Origin of the sequence: Psychrobacter sp. APC 3281 (assembly GCF_030407815.1) — a bacterium.
Lineage (GTDB): Bacteria > Pseudomonadota > Gammaproteobacteria > Pseudomonadales > Moraxellaceae > Psychrobacter.
Genome location: NZ_JASDCS010000002.1, coordinates 13499 through 37655, shown reverse-complemented (window position 1 = coordinate 37655; position 24157 = coordinate 13499). Strand labels below are relative to the sequence as shown.

Annotated in this window: 22 protein-coding genes; 7 read left to right on the top strand and 15 right to left on the bottom strand. The window is 42.5% G+C overall.

Annotation, left to right across the window (positions count from 1 at the left end; genetic code table 11):
- Positions 1 to 210 precede the first annotated feature (210 nt).
- The 7 genes from QL886_RS02115 to QL886_RS02085 all read right to left on the bottom strand — a co-directional run bounded on the left by QL886_RS02115 (position 211) and on the right by QL886_RS02085 (position 10326).
- Positions 211 to 2568 carry a cation-translocating P-type ATPase gene (locus tag QL886_RS02115; RefSeq protein ID WP_290177493.1) on the bottom strand — a complete coding sequence of 786 codons (2358 nt, stop codon included), beginning with the start codon at positions 2566 to 2568 and terminating at the stop codon, positions 211 to 213.
- A 238-nt stretch (positions 2569 to 2806) separates the two neighbouring features.
- On the bottom strand, positions 2807 to 3031 hold the full coding sequence (locus tag QL886_RS02110; RefSeq protein WP_057761178.1) for a cation transporter: 225 nt from the start codon (positions 3029 to 3031) through the stop codon (positions 2807 to 2809).
- Between the two features lie 254 nt (positions 3032 to 3285).
- Positions 3286 to 3543: a heavy-metal-associated domain-containing protein gene (locus tag QL886_RS02105; RefSeq protein WP_290177492.1), complete on the bottom strand. Its 258-nt coding sequence runs from the start codon at positions 3541 to 3543 to the stop codon at positions 3286 to 3288.
- Between the two features lie 27 nt (positions 3544 to 3570).
- Positions 3571 to 4446: a 3-deoxy-8-phosphooctulonate synthase gene (kdsA, locus tag QL886_RS02100; protein ID WP_290177491.1), complete on the bottom strand. Its 876-nt coding sequence runs from the start codon at positions 4444 to 4446 to the stop codon at positions 3571 to 3573.
- Positions 4447 to 4661: 215 nt separating this feature from the next.
- Positions 4662 to 6296 (bottom strand): CTP synthase, encoded by a 1635-nt coding sequence (locus QL886_RS02095; protein ID WP_290177490.1) that lies wholly within the window; start codon positions 6294 to 6296, stop codon positions 4662 to 4664.
- Positions 6297 to 6488: 192 nt separating this feature from the next.
- Complete coding sequence (locus QL886_RS02090) at positions 6489 to 7517, bottom strand: porin (protein ID WP_191114060.1); 1029 nt, start codon at positions 7515 to 7517, stop codon at positions 6489 to 6491.
- Between the two features lie 610 nt (positions 7518 to 8127).
- Positions 8128 to 10326 carry a malate synthase G gene (locus QL886_RS02085; RefSeq protein WP_290177489.1) on the bottom strand — a complete coding sequence of 733 codons (2199 nt, stop codon included), beginning with the start codon at positions 10324 to 10326 and terminating at the stop codon, positions 8128 to 8130.
- A 721-nt stretch (positions 10327 to 11047) separates the two neighbouring features.
- On the opposite strand from QL886_RS02085, the gene QL886_RS02080 reads away from it, so the two are divergent.
- A complete protein-coding gene (locus QL886_RS02080) occupies positions 11048 to 11674 on the top strand; it encodes a tRNA-(ms[2]io[6]A)-hydroxylase (protein ID WP_290177536.1) in 627 nt (208 codons plus the stop codon).
- Between the two features lie 121 nt (positions 11675 to 11795).
- Here QL886_RS02080 and QL886_RS02075 read toward each other — a convergent pair whose 3' ends face one another.
- The 6 genes from QL886_RS02075 to mtgA all read right to left on the bottom strand — a co-directional run bounded on the left by QL886_RS02075 (position 11796) and on the right by mtgA (position 16520).
- The gene (locus QL886_RS02075) at positions 11796 to 12011 is read right to left on the bottom strand and encodes a hypothetical protein (RefSeq protein ID WP_290177488.1); all 216 of its coding nucleotides are present in this window, start codon (positions 12009 to 12011) and stop codon (positions 11796 to 11798) included.
- Between the two features lie 72 nt (positions 12012 to 12083).
- Positions 12084 to 12410 (bottom strand): hypothetical protein, encoded by a 327-nt coding sequence (locus QL886_RS02070; RefSeq protein WP_290177487.1) that lies wholly within the window; start codon positions 12408 to 12410, stop codon positions 12084 to 12086.
- Positions 12411 to 12476: 66 nt separating this feature from the next.
- On the bottom strand, positions 12477 to 12734 hold the full coding sequence (locus QL886_RS02065) for a hypothetical protein (RefSeq protein WP_290165714.1): 258 nt from the start codon (positions 12732 to 12734) through the stop codon (positions 12477 to 12479).
- Between the two features lie 53 nt (positions 12735 to 12787).
- Positions 12788 to 12958 carry a hypothetical protein gene (locus QL886_RS02060; RefSeq protein ID WP_290177486.1) on the bottom strand — a complete coding sequence of 57 codons (171 nt, stop codon included), beginning with the start codon at positions 12956 to 12958 and terminating at the stop codon, positions 12788 to 12790.
- A gap of 316 nt (positions 12959 to 13274) precedes the next feature.
- On the bottom strand, positions 13275 to 15473 hold the full coding sequence (gene ppk1, locus QL886_RS02055; RefSeq protein WP_290177535.1) for a polyphosphate kinase 1: 2199 nt from the start codon (positions 15471 to 15473) through the stop codon (positions 13275 to 13277).
- Positions 15474 to 15830: 357 nt separating this feature from the next.
- Positions 15831 to 16520, bottom strand: coding sequence for a monofunctional biosynthetic peptidoglycan transglycosylase (mtgA, locus tag QL886_RS02050; protein ID WP_102093061.1), 690 nt, complete (start codon positions 16518 to 16520; stop codon positions 15831 to 15833).
- Positions 16521 to 16817: 297 nt separating this feature from the next.
- Between mtgA and QL886_RS02045 the strand changes: the two genes are divergently transcribed.
- From QL886_RS02045 to QL886_RS02030, 4 genes are all read left to right on the top strand, one after another.
- Positions 16818 to 17126 (top strand): glutaredoxin family protein, encoded by a 309-nt coding sequence (locus QL886_RS02045; protein WP_290177485.1) that lies wholly within the window; start codon positions 16818 to 16820, stop codon positions 17124 to 17126.
- A 56-nt stretch (positions 17127 to 17182) separates the two neighbouring features.
- Positions 17183 to 18382 carry an alpha-hydroxy acid oxidase gene (locus tag QL886_RS02040; protein WP_290177484.1) on the top strand — a complete coding sequence of 400 codons (1200 nt, stop codon included), beginning with the start codon at positions 17183 to 17185 and terminating at the stop codon, positions 18380 to 18382.
- Between the two features lie 201 nt (positions 18383 to 18583).
- Positions 18584 to 19657, top strand: coding sequence for a rhomboid family intramembrane serine protease (locus QL886_RS02035; RefSeq protein ID WP_290177483.1), 1074 nt, complete (start codon positions 18584 to 18586; stop codon positions 19655 to 19657).
- A gap of 147 nt (positions 19658 to 19804) precedes the next feature.
- Complete coding sequence (locus QL886_RS02030) at positions 19805 to 20617, top strand: MipA/OmpV family protein (RefSeq protein ID WP_290177482.1); 813 nt, start codon at positions 19805 to 19807, stop codon at positions 20615 to 20617.
- 94 nt (positions 20618 to 20711) lie between these two features.
- Here QL886_RS02030 and QL886_RS02025 read toward each other — a convergent pair whose 3' ends face one another.
- Positions 20712 to 21080: a hypothetical protein gene (locus QL886_RS02025; protein WP_290177481.1), complete on the bottom strand. Its 369-nt coding sequence runs from the start codon at positions 21078 to 21080 to the stop codon at positions 20712 to 20714.
- A gap of 363 nt (positions 21081 to 21443) precedes the next feature.
- Entirely contained in the window at positions 21444 to 22847 is a 1404-nt protein-coding gene (gene fumC, locus QL886_RS02020; protein ID WP_102092240.1) for a class II fumarate hydratase, read from the bottom strand.
- A 212-nt stretch (positions 22848 to 23059) separates the two neighbouring features.
- On the opposite strand from fumC, the gene QL886_RS02015 reads away from it, so the two are divergent.
- Together QL886_RS02015 and QL886_RS02010 are read left to right on the top strand one after the other, a co-directional pair.
- Positions 23060 to 23800, top strand: coding sequence for a 5-formyltetrahydrofolate cyclo-ligase (locus tag QL886_RS02015; protein WP_290177480.1), 741 nt, complete (start codon positions 23060 to 23062; stop codon positions 23798 to 23800).
- A complete protein-coding gene (locus QL886_RS02010; RefSeq protein ID WP_290177479.1) occupies positions 23800 to 24057 on the top strand; it encodes a hypothetical protein in 258 nt (85 codons plus the stop codon). The genes QL886_RS02015 and QL886_RS02010 overlap by 1 nt, the downstream gene beginning before the upstream one ends.
- Positions 24058 to 24157 lie beyond the last annotated feature (100 nt).

The following is a 24157-nucleotide window of genomic DNA, read 5'->3' as shown; positions in this document are numbered from 1 at the left end:
CTTTCTATCTTGTGGCTATCGTTGCCTAACGATTAGAGGTGTATGGAGCAGATTAATAGTCGGCTATAGTGCTTGGCATCATAGCATATATTTTACCAAACTTCCCTTATCTTACACCGACTTGCCGTCATAAAAACAATCTAAGAGATACATATATGCGATAGCTATCTGTTTTATATTTATAGAAGACCTAGGCAGATATGATAGCTATTATTTCGCTATGTGTTCTTTATCCGTATGAGAGGTGGATACCGTATTATCTAGCTCAACCTCTGTCTTAAACCGTGTCAATCGTAGTGCATTCATAAGTACTGAGATGGAGCTAAGCGCCATAGCAGCGGCTGCAATCATCGGATTCAAAAACCCAAACGCAGCAAGCGGAATACCTAGACAGTTATAAATAAAGGCAAAAAACAGATTTTGTTTAATATTACGTAGCGTCGCTTGAGCGATTTTTTGTGCTGCATCGATATGCATGAGCGACTCACCCATTAGACGTGCAGAAGCACTATGCTGCGCGACATCAGTCCCCTCAAACATCGCAAAACTGGCATCAGCAGTAGCCATCGCTGGCGCATCGTTGACGCCGTCTCCTGCCATCGCTACCTTATGACCAGCAGTTTGCAATAGTGCAATTTGGCTGGCCTTGTCACGTGGGCTCATCTTGCCATAAGCCTTATCAATACCCAACTGCCCTGCTACATGATCGACGACGGACTGCTTATCACCACTCATCAGAATCACATTAATACCTGCATTTTGTAGTGCAGCGATTGCTTGCGGCGTATCTGCCTTTAAGTCATCGGCTAAGGCAAATGCACCTAATGGCTCATCATTGATACTAATCGCAACGGTACTAGCAATTTGCCATACTTTTGGCATGAATCTTGGCAACGTCAAGTTCGCAAACTCTGCCGTACCCACTTTTACTAATCCAAGCCCTTCGATATTTGCTTGTATACCAGCGCCTTTTATCACACTGATGTCAGTCACATTAAATAGATTTAGTTGACGGTCTTTAGCTGTGTTTACCAGAGCAGTTGCTAATGGATGACTGGCATGCGCCTCGACACTGGCTGCAATCTGCAATACATCATCAACAGCAAGCGACTTATCCACCATGACATGATCGACGATAGTAGGCTTGCCAATGGTCAATGTACCTGTTTTATCGAGTACTACCGTATCTATATTACCTGCTGCCTCAAGACTTTGCGCATCCTTGAACCACACACCATGACGCGCAGCAACGCCCATACCCGCCATAATTGCCGCTGGCGTGGCCAAACCAAGTGCACAAGGACAAGCAATGACCAATACCGATACTGCGTGCATTAAAGCAGTATCAACCATACCTGTTAGCCACCATGTGACCCCAAAAGTAACCAACGCAATCATTACCACTACAGGTACAAAAATAGCCGTTACTCGATCCGCGAGACGCGCTAGATTGGCTTTTGAGCCTTGTGCATCACTCAACGCTTGTACCATATCGCCAAGTTTCGTATCACTGCCCTTTGCACTGACACGATAGAGCAGACTGCCATTCTCTACCAAGGCACCTGCCAGCAATCCATCACCTTGTTCTTTTTTGAGTGCGACTGATTCGCCAGTTAAATGACTCTCCACGCACCAACCGCTGCCTTCTATGACGGTACCATCTGTAGCGACGCGGCTGCCTTGCTTTGCACGTAGGACGTCATCTACTTGCACACCAGATAATGCAATATTATGAAATTCACCATTTGGCTGCTGCTGCTCTACTTCATCAGGTGTCAATGACAATAGTAAATCAATACTGTTTAGGCTGTGCTTCTTGGTACGTTCCTCAAGATATTTACCTGTACGCACAAAGACAATAACCATCACCCCTGCTTCAAAATATACGGCTGGGCTATTACTAGCACCGTGTCCGCCCGCATGTCCACTTTGCAACAGACTACTTAAAGTCCCATCGCCGTGAGTAAGCCATAGATAAGTCGAATACGCCCATATCGTCACGGTACCAATCACCACCAATACATCCATATTGGCAAGACCACCTCTTATGGATGCCCAAGCGCTTTTGTAGAACGGTAGCGCAAAGCCAAACTGCACAATCGTCGCTAAGATAAACTGAATCCAGACTGGCGGCATCCACGCCATACCAAAACCCGTCAGCATACCTGCCATGCCAACTAAAAAAGGCACCAAACATAACCATAAACCAATTAAGCGCCATGGATATTGAGTGGCAGTATCTTTGTCAGTCTGAGTAAATAAGCTATCAGCTGCCTGCACATTAGCCACAAAGCCTGTTTTATTCACCCACTCTGTCACCTGTTCGGGCGTCGTCTGGGTTGGATCATAATCAACATTGGCAGTCTCGCCAGCAAAACTCACACTTACCTCGTACACCGAAGGCTTCTTGTTAAGCACCTTCTCAATTCTTGAAGCGCAGGCCTGACAAGTCATGCCATCAATCGCCAATTGCAAATGCGCGCGTTGCGGTGTCAGTGTCGTGTTGGACTCAACATCAGTTTCGACATCATAAGACTCATCTTTGGTAGTACGGGTGGTATCGTTCATAAATAAAACTCGTCATGGTGCCTATAAATTTGTAGGAACCACGATAAAATATCAGTGGGTGGGCAAGAAATTCAAATAAAGCAATTGGGTTATATTGTATTCAGTATGAGTATTTTAGACAAAGTAGCAATGTATCAATGCTACTTTGTCTAAAATACTCATAATCGTTAATCATTAAAAAACCAGCTATCATGCTTGTAATAACATGTTAGCTGGTTCTTTACAGAAAAGATGAGACTTATGAGTTAGCAACTGTCGCCTCAAATCCAGCATCGTCAATAGCTGAAGCAATAGCCTCTGCACTGGTTTTGCTATCATCAAAGGTTATCGTCGCTAGGTTATCAGCGAGGTCAACGGTAATAGTTTCTAATCCATCAATATCGGCTGTTGCTGTATGTACGCTTGCTACGCATCCGCCACAAGTCATACCGTCAATTTTAATAATACGTGTTTGATCTGCCATATTAGGCTCCTTATTTTTATTAGTAATGAGCAACTCTCATAGTGATTCTGTTAATGCCTACTTTGATATTTTTTAAGTTATCAAAGTAAGAGCAACTATCAAAGCTACATTAAATAAGCATAAGCCCTATTATCCTCGACAACAAGACCGTTTGGTTGTTGCTTTATTAACGAGATGCTATTAACGAGACAGTAACTTGTCAATAAAAACCTAAAAGGTCTAATCGACAAGTTTATAGCAATAGCTATTTGTAATTATAAATCGTTATGGTGCGGGTTCTGCGGTGAATCAATCGGAAATGGCTGAGTCGCATAGTCCACCATACTAATCGCCGCCGTCAAGGCATGGATACTAGTATCTGTATCATCATAGCTCACCGTTGCGACATTATGCTTGGGATCCAAATTGATAGTCGTCACGCCTGAGATATTCTTAAGCGCGGTCATTACGCTATTTAAGCCTTCTGCATCGTCAATATTTTCGATGCTTACTTGCGCCATCTGAATTGCCATTATATAGCCCTCTTATCACGTACCGTATCAATGAGTATCCAATACTTCAAAACCTTTGACCAAATCATCAATTTTCTTAAGCTGACGTAAGAACGGCTCTAGTTGGCTCATACGCAGCGCACATGGACCATCACACTTTGCAGTTTCTGGGTTTGGATGCGCTTCTAAAAACAACCCTGCCAACCCTGTAGCGATACCTGCACGGGCAAGCGTTGTAATCTGCTCACGACGTCCACCAGCACTATCACTACGTGCACCTGGCTGTTGTAAGCTATGCGTCACGTCAAAGAATACCGGTATATCCATCTGCTTCATGGTATCAAAACCAAGCATATCCACGACTAAATTATTATAGCCAAAGGCACTACCACGCTCACAAAGTATCAATTTATCATTACCACCCTCTAAGCACTTATTGACGATATGACGCATCTCATGAGGAGCCAAAAACTGCGCCTTTTTGATATTAATAATGGCATCTGTTTTTGCCATCGCATGCACTAGATCTGTCTGACGCGACAAAAATGCAGGTAGCTGAATAATATCGGCCACTTCAGCGACTGGTGCTGCTTGATGTGGTTCATGCACATCAGTGATAATCGGTACTTGGAATTTTTCTTTGATCTGACCTAGCCAATCGATACCCTGCTCTAAACCGGGCCCACGATACGAATGCAGACTTGAGCGATTGGCTTTATCAAAGCTTGCTTTAAAAACATAGCCGATACCCAAGCGCTGGCAGATATCAACATACTGTTCAGCAATCTCAAATGCCAATTCTTTAGACTCTAAAACATTCATACCACCGAACAATACAAAAAGCTGGTCGTTACCAATTTTAATCGTATCGTTGTTAGGAGTGTTGAGCGTGATATGTGATTGTGCGGTCAATAAGTTTTCCATGAAGCCATTACCTCTTATTTTGTTATTAATATCTCTATCCCATATTGTAACCGATAGGCTGATTAAAAAAAGTATGCAAGCGTAATTAGAGATTATTAATGAGGATGTTGACTCTTTAATAATGTCCAACAGTTTGAATTAAGCAAAAAAAAGACCAATCCGGAGATCAGTCTTTTTTATAATAAGCGCTTTCACTTTGCACTACGTTGTAAGAACTACTTTTTTTCGCTATGGTTCTTAGCGGCTTTTACAAAGCTATTAAATAGTGGATGACCACCACGTGGTGAGCTAGTGAACTCTGGATGAAACTGTACAGCAACAAACCATGGATGCTCAGAAATCTCAACCGACTCTACCAAATGCTGCTTGGCAGAATAACCAGATATGGTCATACCTGCTTGCTCTAATGGCTCGATATAACGATTATTCATCTCATAGCGATGGCGATGGCGCTCAGTGATATTGCTAGCACCGTAAATTTGGCTTAGCTTACTACCAGAAACCAGCTCTGCTTGCTGTGCGCCTAGACGCATCGTGCCACCAAGGTCTGAATCATCGCTACGAATCTGTAGCTCGCCGCGCTCATCTAACCATTCAGTGATTAGACCAATAATAGGCTCAGCAGTCTTACGATCAAACTCAGAAGAGTTGGCGTTAATGTTAAGTACGTTACGTGCATACTCAATCACAGCTAGCTGCATACCAAGACAAATGCCTAAATATGGGACGCTGTTTTCACGAGCATAAGTGATGGCTTTTATCTTACCCATCGTACCGCGCTCACCGAAACCGCCTGGTACTAAGATAGCATCAGCATCATTTAGCTGAGCAAGTAAAGTATCATCATCTTCTAGACGTTCAGCATCGATGTAGTCAATCTTCACGTCTACTTTATGAGTGATACCTGCATGTAGCAATGCTTCGTTGATAGACTTATAAGCATCTGGAAGCTCGACGTATTTGCCTACCATCGCAACAGTCACTGTTCCTTCTGGATTCAACTGTGCTTCAACCACTTTGTCCCAATCGCTCAAATCAGCTTCAGGCACATCAAGACCGAAACGCTCACAGATGAGATCATCAAGATCTTGCTCATGTAATGTACGCGGTATCTGATAGATACTCTGTGCATCTTCACACATGATGACCGCACGCTCTTCAACGTTGGTAAATAGCGCAATCTTGCGGCGATTGTCTTGTGAGATGTGATGGTCAGAGCGACAGATTAAAATATCAGGCTGTAGGCCGATAGAACGTAGCTCTTTTACCGAATGCTGCGTTGGCTTGGTTTTGGTCTCACCCGCACTAGCAATATAAGGTACTAAAGTAAGATGCATTAGCATGGCTCTATTACGGCCAAGCTCTACCTGCATCTGACGTACGGCTTCCATAAAAGGAAGTGATTCGATATCACCAACGGTACCGCCAATTTCGATAATAGCGATATCATACCCTTCGCCACTGGCAAGGATTTTGTTTTTGATTTCATCAGTAATATGCGGAATAACCTGTACAGTACCGCCTAGATATTCACCACGGCGTTCTTTATTCAACACGTTCTGATAAATACGGCCACTGGTAAAGTTATTACTCTTACTCATTTTTGAGTGACGCAAGAAGCGCTCGTAATAACCCAAATCTAGATCGGTCTCTGCGCCATCTTCAGTGACGAATACTTCACCATGCTGAAACGGGCTCATTGTACCTGGATCAACGTTAATATACGGATCCATTTTGGTCATCGTGACAGTCACGCCACGTGCTTCTAAGACCGCTGCAAGAGAAGCTGCGGTGATACCTTTTCCTAGTGAGGACACTACCCCACCGGTCACGAATATAAACTTGGTCATAGTACTCTGTCGGTAATTGGTAAAGAAGGATTTTACTAAAAATACGCCATAAAATATAGGGCAAAAATGCAAACTGTTTGAAACTCTTATGTTTTCGTGCTGGTAGCAAACATTTTTCTATTATTAAAACGCTACACAACAAAAAACTCACCCCGAAGGATGAGTTTTTTTAAAATCAAATTCTAGTTGTTACTAGAATAAGTATTCTAGACCAGTACCAACTACGACTACGTCTGCATCACCTCTGGTATCCATGTATGGAACGTTATCAGCATTGTTTACGCCAGCATAGGCATGAGCAATGATGTTGTCTTTATACATGTATTTACCACCAACAACGATTTGGTCTGAATCAGCATTATCAAGACCATCTAAGTTGTCAGTTTTGTTGTACTGGGCATATACAGCTGCTGGATAAGCAAAGTTATTTAGACCCATCTGAGCGCTAACAACTAGACCTTTTTCATCTTTAGTACCGTAATCGTAATCACCTACTTGGTATAGCGCACCTAGAGTGACAGGAGCGGCCATGTATTTACCTAGATCAACAGTCGCTGTACCACGGATGATATCACCATCAATGTTTTGGTCTTTATCGTAAGCAATACCAGCAGTGAAGCCAGTACCTTGGTCAAACAACATAGCTACACCGAAGCCTGCGTTGTCATTACCGTTTGCATCATCAGAGCTATACATTGCAGACAGTTGTAATGGTAGGCCGTTGTATTTTGGTGCAGTCCAAATAACTGAACTGTTGATACGGTTACTATCCGCCATGTTCAAAGCACTAACAACTTCACTTTCATTTTGAGTTTGGCCTAGGTTATCCCAGTAACCTTGGTTAACAACAACGTTGTCAATACGAGCTAGGCTTGATTGGTTTTTACCAACGCGGAACTCACCGAACTGCTTGTTTACAACACCAAGATACGTATCACGGTTACTGAAAGTAGCGTTATCACCATCGATGCTTGTACCGTACTCTAAACGATAGATAACATCAGTGTTAGCAGTCATGGCTTCAGAACCTTTAAGGCCGATACGTGAAGCATGAGAGTTAATCTGTACTGTATCTTCGTCATACATGTTGCCAGCAGGGCCATCAAATTCAGCATTTTCATAGTCAGCCGCTAAGAAAGCTTTACCGTATAGAGTTGGTGCTGCATTGGCTGCAGATACAGATAGGGCTGCGATTGCTGTAGCTAAAAGTAGTTTTTTCATGGGGTATCTCCACTTTACAATTGTAGTAATGAGCAAGCTATTATTAGCTGGCGCCCATAATGGTATCGTCACAAATCCTCAAAGATATAATGTGTAACTGGCTACCGAGATTAGTCAGAAACAAGTGTGGCGAAGTTCTATTACAGTAAGATGAAAAAAACCATGATTTACATAACTGGGATTAAAAAAGTAACTGCCATGTAATCTTTAGTTTTTATCCTTCCATTGCGTAACATCCGTTACCAAACTCATACTTCGAGTACAAGCATAACAACTTTGACATAATTTGCAACATATTTTTTTGTCTTTTCGATACATGCGTTATCGAATAACAGATGCTTTATTTTATTTGAACGATTGTTAAAAAACTTCCGCTTACTCAATTAGATACGAATAATATTGGTTAATATGATTACTAATATTCTTAAATTTTTATAATAAACCTCGAATAATAGTCCAAAATAAAGCGCTATTTACTAAAAAATAAATAGCGCTAATTAAGAAGTTAATAATCTATTTGAGCAAATTTATCAGTTACAAATGAGCAAGACTGACTGGCATACTTGCTCATCAAGTATGCTCAAATGCCTGTCATATTTAGTCTATTGTTCTAAGCGTTTGCTTTAAGATCCAAACGTGCTTGGTGCAATAATGGTTCAGTATAACCGCTAGGCTGTGCACGTCCTTTGAAGACTAAATCGCAGGCTGCTTTGAATGCGTAAGAGCTATCGAAGCTATCTGCCATTGATTGATAGTCATCATCGCCTGCATTCTGCTCATCGACGACCTTGGCCATGCGTTTCATTGTATCCATCACTTGCTGCTCACTAACCACACCATGATGCAACCAGTTGGCAATATGTTGGCTTGAGATACGCAAAGTAGCACGATCTTCCATGAGACCGACATCGTTGATGTCAGGTACCTTGGAGCAACCAACGCCTTGATTTACCCAGCGTACGACATAACCCAAAATACCTTGAGCATTGTTTTCAAGCTCTTGCTGCTTTTCTTCGTCAGTCCAGTCGGTATTTTTCGCCAATGGAATGGTCAGGATGTCATCCAAGCTAGCGCGCTCGCGTGATTTTAGCGCGTCCTGTACATCGGCTACGCTTACTTGATGATAGTGTATGCTATGCAAGGTAGCGCCCGTTGGTGATGGTACCCATGCAGTGCTAGCACCAGACTTAGGATGAGCAGCCTTAGTATCCATCATCTCTTTCATTTCATCAGGCTTGGCCCACATACCTTTACCAATTTGCGCACGACCTTGTAGGCCTGTCTCTAGGCCGATATCAACGTTCCACTGCTCATAAGCAGGCTGCCATGCTTGCGATTTCATCTCGCCTTTTGGTACAAATGGACCTGCATTCATGCTGGTATGCATCTCATCACCAGTACGGTCTAAGAAACCTGTGTTAATAAAGATAACGCGCTCTTTGGCTTGGCGGATTGCTTCTTTTAAGTTGACCGTCATACGGCGCTCTTCATCCATGATGCCGATTTTGAGCGTATTGCGCTCTAGACCTAATAGGTCTTCTGACGCATTAAATAAGTCATTGGCCATCTTGACTTCTTCAGGACCATGCATTTTTGGCTTCACGATATACATTGAGCCTTGACGCGAGTTTGATAGCTCGTTTTTACCTTTGATATCATTAAGTGATAATAGTGGCGTGATTAAACCATCCATTAAGCCTTCAAATATCTGCTCTTGGCCCTCGCCCAAATCGACTAAGATGGCAGGGTTCTGCATTAAGTGACCGACGTTACGAATCAACAATAGCGAACGACCTGGTAAGATCAGCTTGCCACCATCTGGTGTGTTATATTCACGATCTGGGTTTTGCTTACGTGTACGCGTCTTGCCACCTTTTTCAAAGGTTTCTTGTAGGTCGCTATTCATTAAGCCAAGCCAGTTACGATAGACTTCGACTTTTTCTTCTGCATCTACCGCAGCGACTGAGTCTTCACAATCCTGAATGGCTGTCATAGCCGACTCAAGCAGTACGTCCTTGATGTTTGCTGGATCGTCTTTACCCACTGGATGATTACTATCGATTTGAATCTCAGCATGCAAGCCGTTGTTCTTTAATAGTACACCTGTAGGAGCTTCAGCGTCACCGACAAAGCCAACAAACTTAGCCGTATCTTTTAGCTCGGTACTGCTATCACCTTGTACGACTTCAAGCTTGTCATCGACTACTTTAAAGCCAGTCACATCATTGTAAGAACCTGATGCTAGTGTGAAGTGCTCATCTAAGAACGCTTTAGCGTAAGCGACAACAGCAGCGCCGCGAGTAGGATTATAGCTACCACCCGCTTCTTGGCCATTATCACTGCTGATAACATCGGTGCCATACAAAGCATCGTATAAACTACCCCATCGTGCGTTGGTCGCATTAAGCGCATAACGAGCATTACGAACTGGTACGACTAGCTGCGGCCCTGCGATGTGCGCGATTTCGTCATCGACGTTTTTGGTATCAACCGTAAATGCTTCGCCTTCAGGTAGCAAATAACCAATCTCTTGTAGGAATGTCTTATAAGCTGGATAGTCGATTTCGCCATCTTTTGCAGGATTATCTAAGTGCCATTGGTCAATCTGCGCTTGAATCTTGTCACGAGTTTCTAATAGTGCTTTATTGCGCGGGGTAAACTCTTTAATAACCTTTTCGAAACCTGACCAATAATCGTCTGAATCCACACCGACTTTCGGTAATACTTCGTTTTCAATAAAGTCATATAACTGCTGATCGATGGCAAGACTGCCTTTTTGAATACGACTGGTGTTAGAAGACTGGCTCATATTGTTATCCTTATCTGTTCGTGAGGGGTACTAATACTGAGTTGTGACAGTAACTGTTTAAGAGTTTTTAATCTTGTGAGGTTTTAAACGTTCATATCTCATTCGTTGTGGAATCTTTGATTCTCTAATTTTTCTGAGAAGATATATCTACAAATTCATGTTCTAGTAAAAGGCAACCTATTAATATTAGACTTACTCTTTACTAAGAGTGAATTATAAAAGTAAGATGAAATGCTTAAAGAGCAAAATCTCATCCTACTATCAAATAATAAAATTAACAAGGAAACACCATTCACTAAGTAAATACTTAGGCTGTTTAATAATGATAATGCATAAGTGGCCTACTCTAGGAGCTATAATCATCATCTGGGAAATAGGTGCAGCAACGTTAATATAAACAGTAAGTAATCATTGATACCTTTAATTATGCTTAACCGTTATCTATTAATAAACACCTATTAATGACTGTCAGTTATTTAGCATCGTATCTAGGTCAAACTAACGATATAATTACTCATATCACCATTCATAAATAAAGCTTCCTTAGACTATGACTATCAATCAACAAGACCTCGCAACATTACAACCAACAGCAAATACGATAGATAACGATAGTGTCGAGAAAAAATCTATCGAAGAAAACATCTCTCAAACTGTAAATAATAGTGCTGAAGCAGATCTAATCGAAAAAGAGCTGCCTGAAGAAGACAGTATCGATATTATGCATCTGCGCACTCCTATAAAGGTAGACTTATCTCCTGTCTATAACTTTTTGGGCGCTCGAACCACGCAAGCTTGGGTAGATGCCGCGATTGAAAACCTACCTATGATCATTCAAGATCATGCTAACTGCGAAAAAAAGGCCGCTGGCACTGCGATGAATTTGATATTTCGTTATGAGTTCTCGTATGACTTGCAGCGTAAACTTGCACAGCTGATACGTGAAGAGATGCTGCACTACGAGCAAGTACTGGGTATCATGAATGAGCGCGGGCAGGAATGGAAATATCTAAGTGCTGGACGCTATGCTAAGGGTATGTTGAAGCACAAGCGCACCTACGAGCCAGCAGCGATGGTTGATGTATTAATAATTGGCGCATTTATTGAGGCGCGCTCTTGTGAGCGTTTTGCAGCGTTGGCCGAAGTCATTAATGATGAACGCTTAGCGAAGTATTATCGTTATCTGCTCAAGTCAGAGAGCCGTCATTTCGAAGATTATCTTGCACTCGCTCAATCATTGTCGGATGAGAATATAGACGAGCGTGTCGCTTTCTTTAAAGAAGTAGAGGCTGAATTAATAAGTAGCCCAGATGCTGAGCTACGTTTTCATAGTGGTACACCTGCTTAAAACCCACGCCTTACCTAAACCTACTACCTATATAATGTAGAAAGTAAAAATATAGTAAGCAAAAAAAGGCACTACGTTTGATACGAGTTATATACTCTTACCAAACACAGTGCCTTTCTGTTTATGTACAAATGCCTATCTTTTTATCTTCCATCAGTGGACTATCATACTGTTTGTTGCTCTTAGCGACATTATGCGGATCATGATCTTCCGTAGCTTTTTCTGCTGCGGCTGGATTTGCTTTCTGTAATGCATCATCAGGGACAATACCATTATTATCATCTGCATCTTTTAAGTTATGATCGCTATTGACGCTTTCATTATGTGAGTTATTCATTGGTACTCCCTACTATAATAATTACTCGTCTAATCCAAGAAACGCTATATATCTTTCAAGATTTAAACCTATCTAATCTTTTTCATCAGGATTTAAAATACGGGTTTGTGCATTATCAATATTGGCATAACGATTTAAATCATTAATACCCTCACTCTTTGGTGCTGCACTACCGACAGTATCTTCATTGATATTGTCATCAAATGCGGTACTACCTTCTTGATCACGACGATCTGGTTGGCGTGCTGGATTGTCATTATCATTTACGTGTTCTGAGTCGACAACAGACTCATTAAAAGTATCAGTTCCTTTGTTCTCGGTAGTATTTCTTTCAATTGCACTATGATCATCAGATCCTAGTACCTTTGTCTTGTCTATTGCTGAGTCTTTGGCTTGCATTATCATATCCTCTTTTTATATTTATAATTTTGTCGATTTGGTTAGCCCGCTGTTAGCTATACTCCTTTACTCATTACCTTTTTGGCTCAAGTCGTAAGCACTTAGTTCTGCTGCGTTCTTGCCACCAGCTGGAAGGTCTTCTTCTTTACGTGGATCAGCATAAACTTCGTCAGTCTCTTGTGAGTCTTGCTCAGGGCCATCAATTTCAGGCTTGTGCTTGCGCCCTGCATAGCTATCTTTAGGGTTTTCTAACTCATTAGCAGCAGGGTCATCCACGATTACTTTTTCTTCTGTGTCTGTTGCTACTGGTTCTTGCATAGTCATGGCGTATCCCTCGCTTTATTATTGGTTATTAGGTCGATGTTCGATGTTATAGATTACTTATCAGTACGTAAATCATCGTCGATAAAAGGCGTTTGCTCTTCTTCACTTAACGACTCAGGGGCGTCGACTTTTTTGTTCTCTGCTAAGTTCTTCTCAACTTCCTGACCATTTACATGTTCTGCAGCTTGCTTGATATCTGAATTGTCATCGTTAGTAGTACTCATGGTTTATTTCCTATTATTATGATTTGATTAGACGGCTTTAGACAGTCAAATAGATATACATTTTGAACTTATACCAACGCCCAAATGAGTAACCAATACTTATCAAGTAGCGTCAGAATTGATATTAATTATAGGTATGACCTTGGGCAATGCACCAGTGTACTGCCGTATCAATATGTGAATAATTGTGAGGTTGCAAGTCAGTTTGTAACTTTTGCAATTGGTAAGCACAAAAAAACCAAGCACCAGTATTTACCAGTGCTTGGCCAGATAGATAATTGAATAGCTAATTATCGCCTAAAGGTACTGTTACGAATTAGCTAGATTCCTCGACACGATTAATCGTTTTTAATAAATGCTCTTGTGCGACGTGTGGCTCCTCACCTGCTGCTGGCTGTAACTGCTGCCAAACGCCAGTGCCATCAAGTGTCCACGCTTGCGTATTATCCTGTAAGTAGTTAATTAAGCCATCCTGATAAATCTGCTTAAATAGTTTCTTGTTCTCAATCGGGAACGCCACTTCTACGCGATGGAACAGGTTACGATCCATCCAGTCTGCACTACCGCAGTATAGACGCTCATCGCCATCGTTATAGAAATAATAAACACGCGTATGCTCCAAAAACCGACCGATAACAGAGCGTACCGTAATATTTTCGGAGAGTCCTTTTACTTGTGGACGTAAACAACACATAGACCGCAAAATAAGCTCAATTTTAACACCTGCCTGCGAGGCATCATATAACTTATCAATGAGGCGGCGCTCAGTGAGCGCATTGGCTTTGATAATAATATGAGAACGTTTGCCCGCTTTGGCATGAGCGATTTCATCATCGATAAAGCTCATCAATTTTTCATGCAAAGTAAACGGTGCATGTAGCAGTTTTTTGAGGTTGGCAGGCTTACCCATACCGGTCAGTTCTTGGAATATCTTGTGAACGTCTTCTGAGATATCAGGATCAGCGCTAAACAGACCATAATCTGTGTAGACCTTAGCATTTGCCGCGTGATAGTTACCAGTGCCCAAATGCACATAACGGCGGATTCGGTCGTCCTCGCGGCGTACGATTAACATAAGCTTGGCATGAGTTTTATAACCGACGATACCGTAGACCACGACCGCGCCTGCTTCTTGTAGATAGTTGGCAACTGCGATATTAGACGCTTCATCAAAACGCGCGCGCAGCTCGATGACAGCCGTGACTTCTTTACCATTGCGAGCAGCGGCGGCAAGTGCTTTGACAATTTCTGAATTGGTGCCTGAGCGATATAGCGTTTGTTTAATTGCCAATACTTTAGGATCGCTGGCCGCTTGCCAAAGTAAATTAATAATCGGTGAGAAAGCATGAAAAGGATGATGAACCAGCACATCGCTTTTACGCATGGCGGCGAACATACTGGTCGATTTATCTGACTTATCCATTTCTCGGCGAAATGCCTTTGGCACGACATGAGTAAATGGCTGGTAGCGTAGTGCAGGAATATTAAAGTCAAATAGCAAACGCGTTAGGTTGACTGGGCCATTGACACGGTATAGCTGATTGTCATGCAGCTCAAACTCATTGAGCAGATACTCACTGATATGTGTTGGGCAATCAGTTGTGACCTCAAGACGTACTTTATCACCGAAGCGGCGGTTTTCAAGCTCGCCTTCTAGTGCTTTGGCAATATCTTCGACATCATCGGCCAAATCTAAATCGGCATTACGTGTCAGCCTAAATTGATGACAGCCTGTCACACTCATCCCAGGAAATAGCTCACCGATATGCTCATGAATGATAGCCGATAGCATTACATGATGCTCTTTGCCACCAGTCAGCTCATCTGGCAGACGAATCACACGCGGCAGACTGCGCGGCGCAGGCACAATCGCCAAGTTAATATCGCGTCCAAAGGCGTCTTTACCTTCCAATGTAGCAATAAAGTTTAAGCTTTTATTTACGAGACGCGGAAATGGATGTGCAGGATCAATACTAATCGGCGTCAATACGGGTACGACTTGCTCCGTAAAATAGCGCTTCATCCATGCAGACTGCTCAGCATTTAGCTCATCACGTTTGAGATAGCGGATATCTTCGAGTGCAAGGGCGGGTAAGATATCCTCATTGAGAATACGATACTGCTCACTGATTGCGGCATGAGTAATAATAGATATCTCGTTTAACACTTCGCTAGGACGCATGCCATGAGCACTGGTCGATACATCACCGATGTTGAGCTTTTGCATGATGCCAGCGACACGAATCTCAAAAAACTCATCGAGATTGGACGAAAAAATAATCAAGAAAAATAAGCGTTCAAGCAATGGGTGACGCGAACTAGATGCCTGCGCTAATACCCGCAGATGAAACTGTAGTAAAGACAAATCACGATTGATATAACTGCTAGGTGAATAGCTGCCATCTGCTGAGCGTTGCCATTCGATTTCGGCCAAGTCGTTCTGGCTATTATCTATATTGATGTCTTTATTAATATTGTCATTAGCGCCCTCGTTGACATTATTAACGTCAATCATATCGTTAACATCACCACTGCCCTGATTACTAGTCATCTCTACCACGTCACTACTCCTTTTGCGTTATCGATACGCCATCATCTTTTATCGTTCTGTCTTTTCTAGGGCATGTCCTAGTCTTATTCGAAATAGCCGATCCTACAACATCCGATCCTATAATCTAGGGCGTGTCCTCAATTCAAACGAGTGTCCTCTAAATGGGTTAAAAACAGCTAAATTTTGCCAAACATCGTCAAATAGTTGGTCAATATCTCGATATTATCTGCACTATTTTCCTTGTTTGACGGCAATTTATCTCATTTTTATCACCATTTTTAAAATGAGGACACGCCCTAGCCCAACCCTCATGCTTTATATTTACGAAGCTGCTTGCGGTAATACAGCATTTTTCATGCGTTTTTTGATAATACGTTGCTTGTTACGCAAACGCTTATCGCCTTGATTGTCTTCGTAGTACTTTGGATTGGTAAGCATCGCAATCAGAAGCGCTGACTCATCTCGGTTTAGATTGGCCGCAGACTTATCGAAATAATGATGCGCTGCCGCGTCTATACCATAGATACCATTACCAAACTCCGCCACATTTAGGTAAGCGGTCATGATGCGCTGCTTGTCCCATAGCGTCTCAATCATCACAGTAATGACAGCCTCTTCCGCTTTACGCACATAAGAGCGATGCGAGGTGAGGAACAAGTTCTTTGCCAATTGCTGTGTAATCGTTGAGCCACCAGCAGACATTTTACCTGTCTCTTCATTTTTCTTTTGCGCGGCTTTGATACCTTTAAAGTCAAAACCACTGTGCTGACTAAACGTCGAGTCTTCACTCACAATCGCCGCTTGCTTGGCAGATTTGGCAATTGCATCATATTCAGCCCATGTCTGAGTGACTGTGCCGCCCGTTAGGCGATGCGTCAACATAAACATACTGTTGTTAATTGGCTGTGTTTTCCAAATTAATAGTAGCCCAACGACCAATATATGGAATGCGACAACCAATAGCATAATTGCCAATAACAGACGTTTGATAAATGTGCCAAAACTTGCCATGCGCGATATCCGAGTGGTTAAAAAAGTAATAAGATAAGGTAGATACTCTATTAATGACTATGAAACATCAACTAAGAATCAATGATTGTAAACGGGCTATTTATAGCCAATCATTAACTGTGGAGCATTAGTCATTAATAACGATCAATAGCAGGTCATCTTACCTAATCTCACAATCGCTGTCATTATTTACCCCACTTCTTTATGATGTAATGACCGTTAAAGTATTTTATGTTTTAAATAAGCGCGTACTGAGCATCAGCGCTTTGCAATCAGTATGAAGATAAGAGACTACCCATGCACGATGATAATATAGAAGTATTACGAGCGCGTGTTATTGCAGCAAATCCCAGCCTCAACACCGCTGAAAATAACAATCAATGGTGGCTACTCGGCACCTCGGGCTGCCATTTATGTGATATCGCTGAGCAAATAATTACTCAGTTTCAGGCGGTACAACCGATTAGCTACCAACATGTCGATATTGCAGACTTTGATGAGGCACTTATGATGGAATTTGCCACCACTATTCCTGTGATTTTGACACCATCCAAACGATTAAACTATCCGTTTTCGGTGATGGATTTGCAGCAGCTGCTCGCTTAATAGCATTAGACCTATAACAAAGAGGCCCTATTACGATGATAAAGTGGTGAGAAATCATGAAAGATTTAAAACCTGGCTTAAAGAAAATAACAGAGATTGAAGACCTGCGCCGAGTCGCCGAACGCAAAGTGCCGCGCATGTTTTATGACTATGTCGATTCAGGCTCATGGACTGAGACCACTTATCGCAGTAATGAAACTGACTTTGACCGTATCAAACTGCGCCAGCGAGTATTGGTCGATATGGACAATCGCAGTCTAGCGACACAAATGATTGGCGAGTCCGTCAATATGCCCGTCGCTATCGCTCCAACTGGGTTCACTGGTATGATGTGGGCAGATGGCGAGATTCATGCCGCGCGTGCTGCCGAAAAATTTGGCGTGCCCTTCTCGCTCTCGACCATGAGCATCTGCTCTATCGAAGATATCGCCACTCATACCAGCAAGCCGTTTTGGTTTCAGTTATATGTCATGCGCGATCAAGACTATATGGCCAATCTGATTCAACGAGCCAAAGATGCCAATTGTTCAGCCCTAATATTAACTGCCGACTTGCAGGTCATGGGTCAACGCCATAAAGATATTAAAAACGGCTTGTCTGCACCGCCTAAACCGACCCTTACCAACATCATCAACCTAATGACTAAGCCGCAATGGTGTATGAATATGCTAGGAACCAAACGTCGTAGCTTTGGCAATATCGTCGGTCATGCCAAAGGCGTTGAAGACTTGTCATCATTGAGCTCATGGACAGAAGAGCAGTTTGATCCACGTTTGAGCTGGGATGATGTGGCGCGTATCAAAGACATGTGGGGTGGCAAGCTCATCATCAAAGGCATCATGGAACCTGAAGATGCCATCATGGCTGCCCGTAGCGGTGCCGATGCACTGGTCGTCTCTAACCATGGTGGCCGTCAATTAGACGGTGCGCTGTCTTCTATTTCTGCGCTGTCTGACATCGTACAAGCCGTCCATGCTGAGAATAGCGATATCGAGGTATGGTTAGACAGTGGCATTCGCTCTGGTCAAGATGTGCTAAAAGCCATCTCATTAGGAGCGAAAGGCACGATGATTGGTCGCGCTTTTCTCTATGGATTGGGCGCTTATGGTGAAGATGGCGTACGCCGCGCGCTTGAAATTATCTATAAAGAGTGTGATATCTCAATGGCATTCTGCGGTCATACCGATATCAATAAAGTTACGGATGATATCTTGGTAAAAGGCACTTATGAGAATCTTAAAGTTGGTCGTTTTTAGAGCTATTCATTTTTAAGAACTATCTAGTTTTAAAAGCTATCCGTTTTTCAGAACTTTCGATTTCTAAGAACTATCTAGTTTTAAAAGCTATCAGCCATAAAGATTATGAAAACTTGTACCATGATGACCTGCGGATAAATAACATTATCTGGCCATACCCTTTATACTATATATACAACATTTTGATGATGTATCGCTTTTATGACCATTCAACAACTATTAAAAACAGCGCCCGTCACTACCCTGCTACTAGCCAGCTTTATTGGGCTATTTATTATGCAGGTACTGACGGGCGTCGATGCCAATAACCCCTCCACTGAAGCGCTGCTCAAATGGGGTGCCAATGCCTTACCTTTCACCATGGGTGATGATCCTTGGCGCTTGGTCAGTAGTGCGTTTTTGCACATTGGTCTGATGCATTTATTGTTTAACGGGTTTGCCATGTATTTCTTTGGGCAGATTGCCGAGCCGATGTTTGGCTCAGCCAAATTTTTGGCATTATTTTTGCTGGCGGCAATCGGTGGTAACTTGCTCAATAGCTATGTCACATGGCAAAGTATTTTGGATGGTACGGGACAGCCTGGACTATCAGCTGGGGCGTCTGGCGGTATCATGGGTATTGGCGCGGCATTATTAATCGCAGCACTGTTTAAAATATCGCTCAATGGCATGGTGCTTAACCTCAAAAGCCTGATATTTATTATGGGCATCAACCTCGTCTATGGGTTTGCCGTACCGGGTATTGATAATGCTGGTCATATCGGTGGCGCAATCACGGGTCTAGTGATTGCATTGGCTTTTGCCATTGGCTACCGTCAGCGTCTAGCCGTTGCTATACAGAATGCAGCGATTCAGCAGCAGCCCACGTTAAACGCTTATCAAACCAACTACTCATACAGTACTCATGACAACACACCCTATGATAGTCAGTATAGCGGTCAATATCGTGCACAATACGATAATCAAAGCTCGTATGACGCTACTTCTATCGGCCAATCGCCTCATCTTAATTCTGATTCTACTGAGCAAGATACTGTGTTTGCCAACAATGAAACAAATACAGCAGACATATATGCTAAAAGCGTTACTGCTAACAATTCACCGTTAAGTCATGAAGCTGTTCATAATAGTATTGAACCCGAAGCACTTAAAAAACCTTCCGTTATCTGGCAGCTATTACCATGGCTTACGATGTTACTTATCAGCATTGGTTTTGTCTGGTGGTGGCAAGATATTCATCAGCAATTACTGCAAGTACTAAAAGCCATTGAGTAAATGCTCATACTTATCTATCATTGCTATATAGACTCCAAAAACAGCATACTGACCTATATTACTGATTCATTTTATTACTTACTCTTTTGAACACGTTTTGCTTAATCGCACCACTCAGTTATTTATACTCACTTACGAGATCCAATTATGTTAAAACTTGCAGCGCTACCTAATATCTCTACACGTACTATGTTTAGCGCGTTCACCGTTACTGCACTATTTAGTGTGGCTAGCATGTCTAACGCCGCACTTTTTAATGACAACTTGCCGACTGACAAAGATGCTGAGCTCAGCGTTGGGGTCAATGTCATGGCAGTCAAATCAGCCTATGATCTTGAAGACAGTACTGAAGTGCGCGTGCTACCAGGTGCATTTTATGACAACAACAAGGTCTATGTACGCGGTGCACAAGCTGGTGCGTACCTGATCAATGATGGTGTCAATCAGCTGTCTGCCTATGCCAAGCTTGCGGGTTCTGAGTTTGAACCTGATGATGCTAATGGTGCACTACAAGGCTTGGATGAGCGTAAATCATCAGCAGAAGCAGGTCTAAGCTATCAGCGTCGTACTGCTATTGGCGGCATCCGCGCGCAAATAGGTGCTGATGTATTAGATCGTAGTGGTGGTAACACAGCTCGCTTGACCTACCTTTCTAGAATTACTAAAGGCAAGCTAACGGTCTATCCAAGTATTGGCTTTGAATATCATGATGCTGACTACAATGAATACTACTATGGTGTCAGTGAAAAAGAGTCAGCAGAGACAGGCGTTGACGCTTATAAATCTAACTCTAGCTTGAATCCGTATATCAACATCAGTGCCAACTATGACTTTAATGAGCGCTGGGCAGGATTTGTCAATCAAAGCGTGAGCTATGTACCAAATGAGCAGTACGATAGCCCAATGGTCGATTCACGTACTGAAGCGGCAACGACGCTTGGTTTGCTTTATAAGTTTTAATTGAGCTTAGAAGTTTGATATAAAAAAGACCTTACCGCGTGATGTGGTAAGGTCTTTTTTATTTAACACTCTATTTTTAACAATCGTCATAGTATCAGTCCTTGGTAATATTGGAGGGACTAATGGTGTTACCAAAATCACCTAAATAATTATAGATATAAATCTCGCGCCCTATCAGTAAAGGAAATTCTATATATTCTACAGGATGGCAGTCTCGTCGATGTGCTTCTATATAATCAACAAACCCCTTGTATGTCGCACTTTCCCAATTTTGATTTCGACGAAAACTTCTCGCAAAGATTGCAACATGTTTATCTTTATAGCCATCTATAGATACAGTCAAAATCTTCATATTTATTTTTTTATCAATAAACGTACTTTCATAATACATACAGCCTTGTTTGAAGTTACTTGGATCTTCCGCTAACTTGTCGGCTATCAAGCGATATCCCCAAATCTTCATAAACAAACCCAGATAAATCAAAAAAAAATATTATATAAACTCCAAATTTTTGAGACGTGGTGAATTTCTTTATATAGTCACGTAGATTTCCTATCATTTTATATTCGCTTAAAAATAAAGGGGTCTAATATAGCTCTAACTGCTATGGCATCCTACTGGTTTGGATGAATAAAAAAACATAGCCAAATCAGAAAACAAAAAAAAGACCTTGCCACATTCTCATATAAGAAGTGACAAGGTCTTTTTTTTCTAAGTTCTCAGTGAAACAAATATGATGCTGCTACTAGAAAGGCAAGTGCAAATAGTACTTATCGTACATTAAGCGAGTCTGACGCCGTAGCAGGTCATTATTTGGTCTACTGCTTACTTAGGATGTACCATATCAGCAGGAATTACCCACTCATCAAACTGCGCTTCAGTTAATAGCTCTAGCTCAACCGCAACTTGCTTCAAAGTTTTGTTTTCTTTATAAGCAGTCTTAGCGATTTTAGCTGCATTTTCATAACCAACATGACGGTTCAATGACGTTACTAGCATCAATGAATTGTGCAAGAAGTCATCGATTTTGTCTTTTACTGGCTCGATACCAACGGCACAGTTTTCGTTGAAGCTGTTGCAAGCATCGCCAAGCAGCTTGATAGACTGCAACAAGTTAAACGCGATAACTGGCTTATACACGTTTAGCTCAAAGTTACCTGACGCGCCAGCCATGCTGATAGTCGTGTCGTTACCCATAACCTGAGCGACAACCATAGTCATTGCTTCTGACTGCGTTGGGTTAACTTTACCTGGCATGATAGAAGAGCCTGGCTCATTTTCAGGAATCGTCAACTCACCCAGACCACAACGAGGGCCAGATGCCAACCAACGTACATCGTTAGCGATTTTGTTTAAGCTGCCTGCTAGTGTTTTTAGTGCGCCTGATGCAAATACTTCTGCATCACGAGCGGCCAGTGCTTCGAATTTGTTTGGTGACGTGACGAATGGCAAGCCAGTCAAAGTCGCTAATTGCTCAGCTGATTTTACTGCATAGTCAGGATGGGCGTTTAGACCAGTACCAACCGCAGTACCACCTAGTGGCAATTCATATAAGCCTTGTAATGCATTGTCGATACGAGTTAATGAATGGTCAAGTTGGCTGACATAGCCGCTGAACTCTTGGCCCAAGGTCAAAGGCGTCGCGTCTTGTAAATGCGTACGACCGATTTTTACAATGCTATCGAATTCTTTGGCTTTTGCCGCTAGCGTATCGCGTAGTGCTTTTACTGCTGGAATCAATAAACTGTTGATTTGACGCGCAGCAGCCACACGAATCGCCGTTGGGAAGCTGTCGTTGGTAGACTGTGCATGGTTTACATGGTCATTTGGGTGAATTGGCGTATAGCTGCCACGCTCAGAACCAGCGATTTCGTTGGCACGATTGGCCAATACTTCGTTCATGTTCATGTTTGACTGGGTACCAGAACCCGTCTGCCATACGACCAATGGGAACTGATCGACCAGACCACCATTGATGATTTCGTCAGCGGCTTGTACGATGAGATCACGCTTGTCGCCTTCGATACGCTCTAGGCTTGCATTGGTAATCGCAGCGGCTTTTTTGACCAGTGCCATCGCTTCAATCATTGGACGCGGCAACGTCTCGCCACCGATTTTGAAGTTTTCGCGGCTACGCTGAGTTTGCGCACCCCAATAAGCGTCAGCTGGGACTTCTACGTTGCCCATGGTGTCTTTTTCGGTACGAGTTGCCTGATTCTGTGTCGACATAACTACCCTCTTTACTGGTTTGTTGTTAAATAACTGAACGATAAAAAGTGCAACAGCTGCTGCACATAAACGGAAATACGATGTAAAGTGGCGTTATGATAGCATGACTAAGGCGTGTTGAATATTCACAAATCGCCTTGAGCGATACCTAAAAAAGAATGTCTAAAAACGCCTGTCATCACCAATCTGATACTTCATTGGATAAGATACCTATGCACTCTAAAATTATGCACTCTGAAACTATGCATCCTAAACCAATACGACATGAGCCAAATAACTTTGATTCAAACAACCTTGTTCCAAATAATTTGGACTCAAAAAACACTGAAACATCCGAACCTGTCATCAGTAACCCACCTAGACGACACTTTGCTCGCCAACGCCGTCAGTTGAGCGATGGAGAACGTAGACAACTTGCTCAGTCTGCAAGCTTACATCTAACTAAACTACAGCAGCGCTTGCCAGCACATGCGCGTGTTGGACTGTACTATGATGGCTTTGGTGAGCTACCTACTCAGCCAATATTGGACTGGTGTCAGTGCTTAGGCTATTTACCTTATTTACCTGTTGTCGGTTCACTTGGACGTACTAGTAATGGCAATGACGATAAGCGATTGCGCTTTGTACCAATTTATCATTCAAAACTGCTTAATATTCCTACCCGCATTCATCAGCTCGGCATGAAACAAAAACACAGCCGCGCTTTGTTATGGGCGGCAGAACTAGACGTGATTATTTGTCCATTAGTGGCGGTCGATCTAAATGGTAATCGTATGGGCATGGGTGGCGGGTTTTATGATACGACGCTTGGTAAAAGCTATCGATCAGGGGCATCAAGGCCGTTAAAAATTGGCTGGTGCTATGATTTTCAAGTGGTTGAACAATTAGCGCGTCAACCGTGGGATGTGCCATTAGATGGCTTAATTACGCCAAGCGGCATAAGGTGGTTTTAATGAAAGACGATAAACAATTTGAAAAAGACTCTAGCGCTGCTGATTCCAGTGCAGACAGTGTGGATGAGTATTTGCAGACATTAGGCAATGAGGACGCTAGAGAGATACGTTACTACAGTCAAGAGCAACCGTTTAGCGCTGAAGAAATGACACAGCTCGTCAATGAAGATCGTCTAAATAAACTGCTGGCGCAAAGCGATGAGTTTTTGAGTAGTCTAAGCGGTGAGATTAGAGATTTTGATGATGATGGTCTTTGATTTGAGTAAAGTGCACCCAGCACACCAATAACTATCATCAATTTATTTTTGGTGCGCTCGACTTTAATTACACTCAGAATGAGATACTGACATTGTCAAT

What these genes read in the sequence shown, in the direction of transcription:
- QL886_RS02090 (WP_191114060.1), bottom strand. Translation starts at nt 7,517, where the DNA reads ATGAAAAAACTACTTTTAGCTACAGCAATCGCAGCCCTATCTGTATCT.
- mtgA (WP_102093061.1), bottom strand. Translation starts at nt 16,520, where the DNA reads ATGGCAAGTTTTGGCACATTTATCAAACGTCTGTTATTGGCAATTATG.
- fumC (WP_102092240.1), bottom strand. Translation starts at nt 22,847, where the DNA reads ATGTCGACACAGAATCAGGCAACTCGTACCGAAAAAGACACCATGGGC.
- kdsA (WP_290177491.1), bottom strand. Translation starts at nt 4,446, where the DNA reads ATGGAAAACTTATTGACCGCACAATCACATATCACGCTCAACACTCCT.
- QL886_RS02115 (WP_290177493.1), bottom strand. Translation starts at nt 2,568, where the DNA reads ATGAACGATACCACCCGTACTACCAAAGATGAGTCTTATGATGTCGAA.
- QL886_RS02015 (WP_290177480.1), top strand. Translation starts at nt 23,060, where the DNA reads ATGCACTCTAAAATTATGCACTCTGAAACTATGCATCCTAAACCAATA.
- QL886_RS02025 (WP_290177481.1), bottom strand. Translation starts at nt 21,080, where the DNA reads ATGAAGATTTGGGGATATCGCTTGATAGCCGACAAGTTAGCGGAAGAT.
- QL886_RS02085 (WP_290177489.1), bottom strand. Translation starts at nt 10,326, where the DNA reads ATGAGCCAGTCTTCTAACACCAGTCGTATTCAAAAAGGCAGTCTTGCC.
- QL886_RS02105 (WP_290177492.1), bottom strand. Translation starts at nt 3,543, where the DNA reads ATGGCAATTCAGATGGCGCAAGTAAGCATCGAAAATATTGACGATGCA.
- QL886_RS02110 (WP_057761178.1), bottom strand. Translation starts at nt 3,031, where the DNA reads ATGGCAGATCAAACACGTATTATTAAAATTGACGGTATGACTTGTGGC.
- QL886_RS02095 (WP_290177490.1), bottom strand. Translation starts at nt 6,296, where the DNA reads ATGACCAAGTTTATATTCGTGACCGGTGGGGTAGTGTCCTCACTAGGA.
- QL886_RS02075 (WP_290177488.1), bottom strand. Translation starts at nt 12,011, where the DNA reads ATGAATAACTCACATAATGAAAGCGTCAATAGCGATCATAACTTAAAA.
- QL886_RS02070 (WP_290177487.1), bottom strand. Translation starts at nt 12,410, where the DNA reads ATGCAAGCCAAAGACTCAGCAATAGACAAGACAAAGGTACTAGGATCT.
- QL886_RS02040 (WP_290177484.1), top strand. Translation starts at nt 17,183, where the DNA reads ATGAAAGATTTAAAACCTGGCTTAAAGAAAATAACAGAGATTGAAGAC.
- QL886_RS02010 (WP_290177479.1), top strand. Translation starts at nt 23,800, where the DNA reads ATGAAAGACGATAAACAATTTGAAAAAGACTCTAGCGCTGCTGATTCC.
- ppk1 (WP_290177535.1), bottom strand. Translation starts at nt 15,473, where the DNA reads ATGATTGACGTTAATAATGTCAACGAGGGCGCTAATGACAATATTAAT.
- QL886_RS02060 (WP_290177486.1), bottom strand. Translation starts at nt 12,958, where the DNA reads ATGAGTACTACTAACGATGACAATTCAGATATCAAGCAAGCTGCAGAA.
- QL886_RS02080 (WP_290177536.1), top strand. Translation starts at nt 11,048, where the DNA reads ATGCATCTGCGCACTCCTATAAAGGTAGACTTATCTCCTGTCTATAAC.
- QL886_RS02030 (WP_290177482.1), top strand. Translation starts at nt 19,805, where the DNA reads ATGTTAAAACTTGCAGCGCTACCTAATATCTCTACACGTACTATGTTT.
- QL886_RS02045 (WP_290177485.1), top strand. Translation starts at nt 16,818, where the DNA reads ATGCACGATGATAATATAGAAGTATTACGAGCGCGTGTTATTGCAGCA.
- QL886_RS02035 (WP_290177483.1), top strand. Translation starts at nt 18,584, where the DNA reads ATGACCATTCAACAACTATTAAAAACAGCGCCCGTCACTACCCTGCTA.
- QL886_RS02065 (WP_290165714.1), bottom strand. Translation starts at nt 12,734, where the DNA reads ATGACTATGCAAGAACCAGTAGCAACAGACACAGAAGAAAAAGTAATC.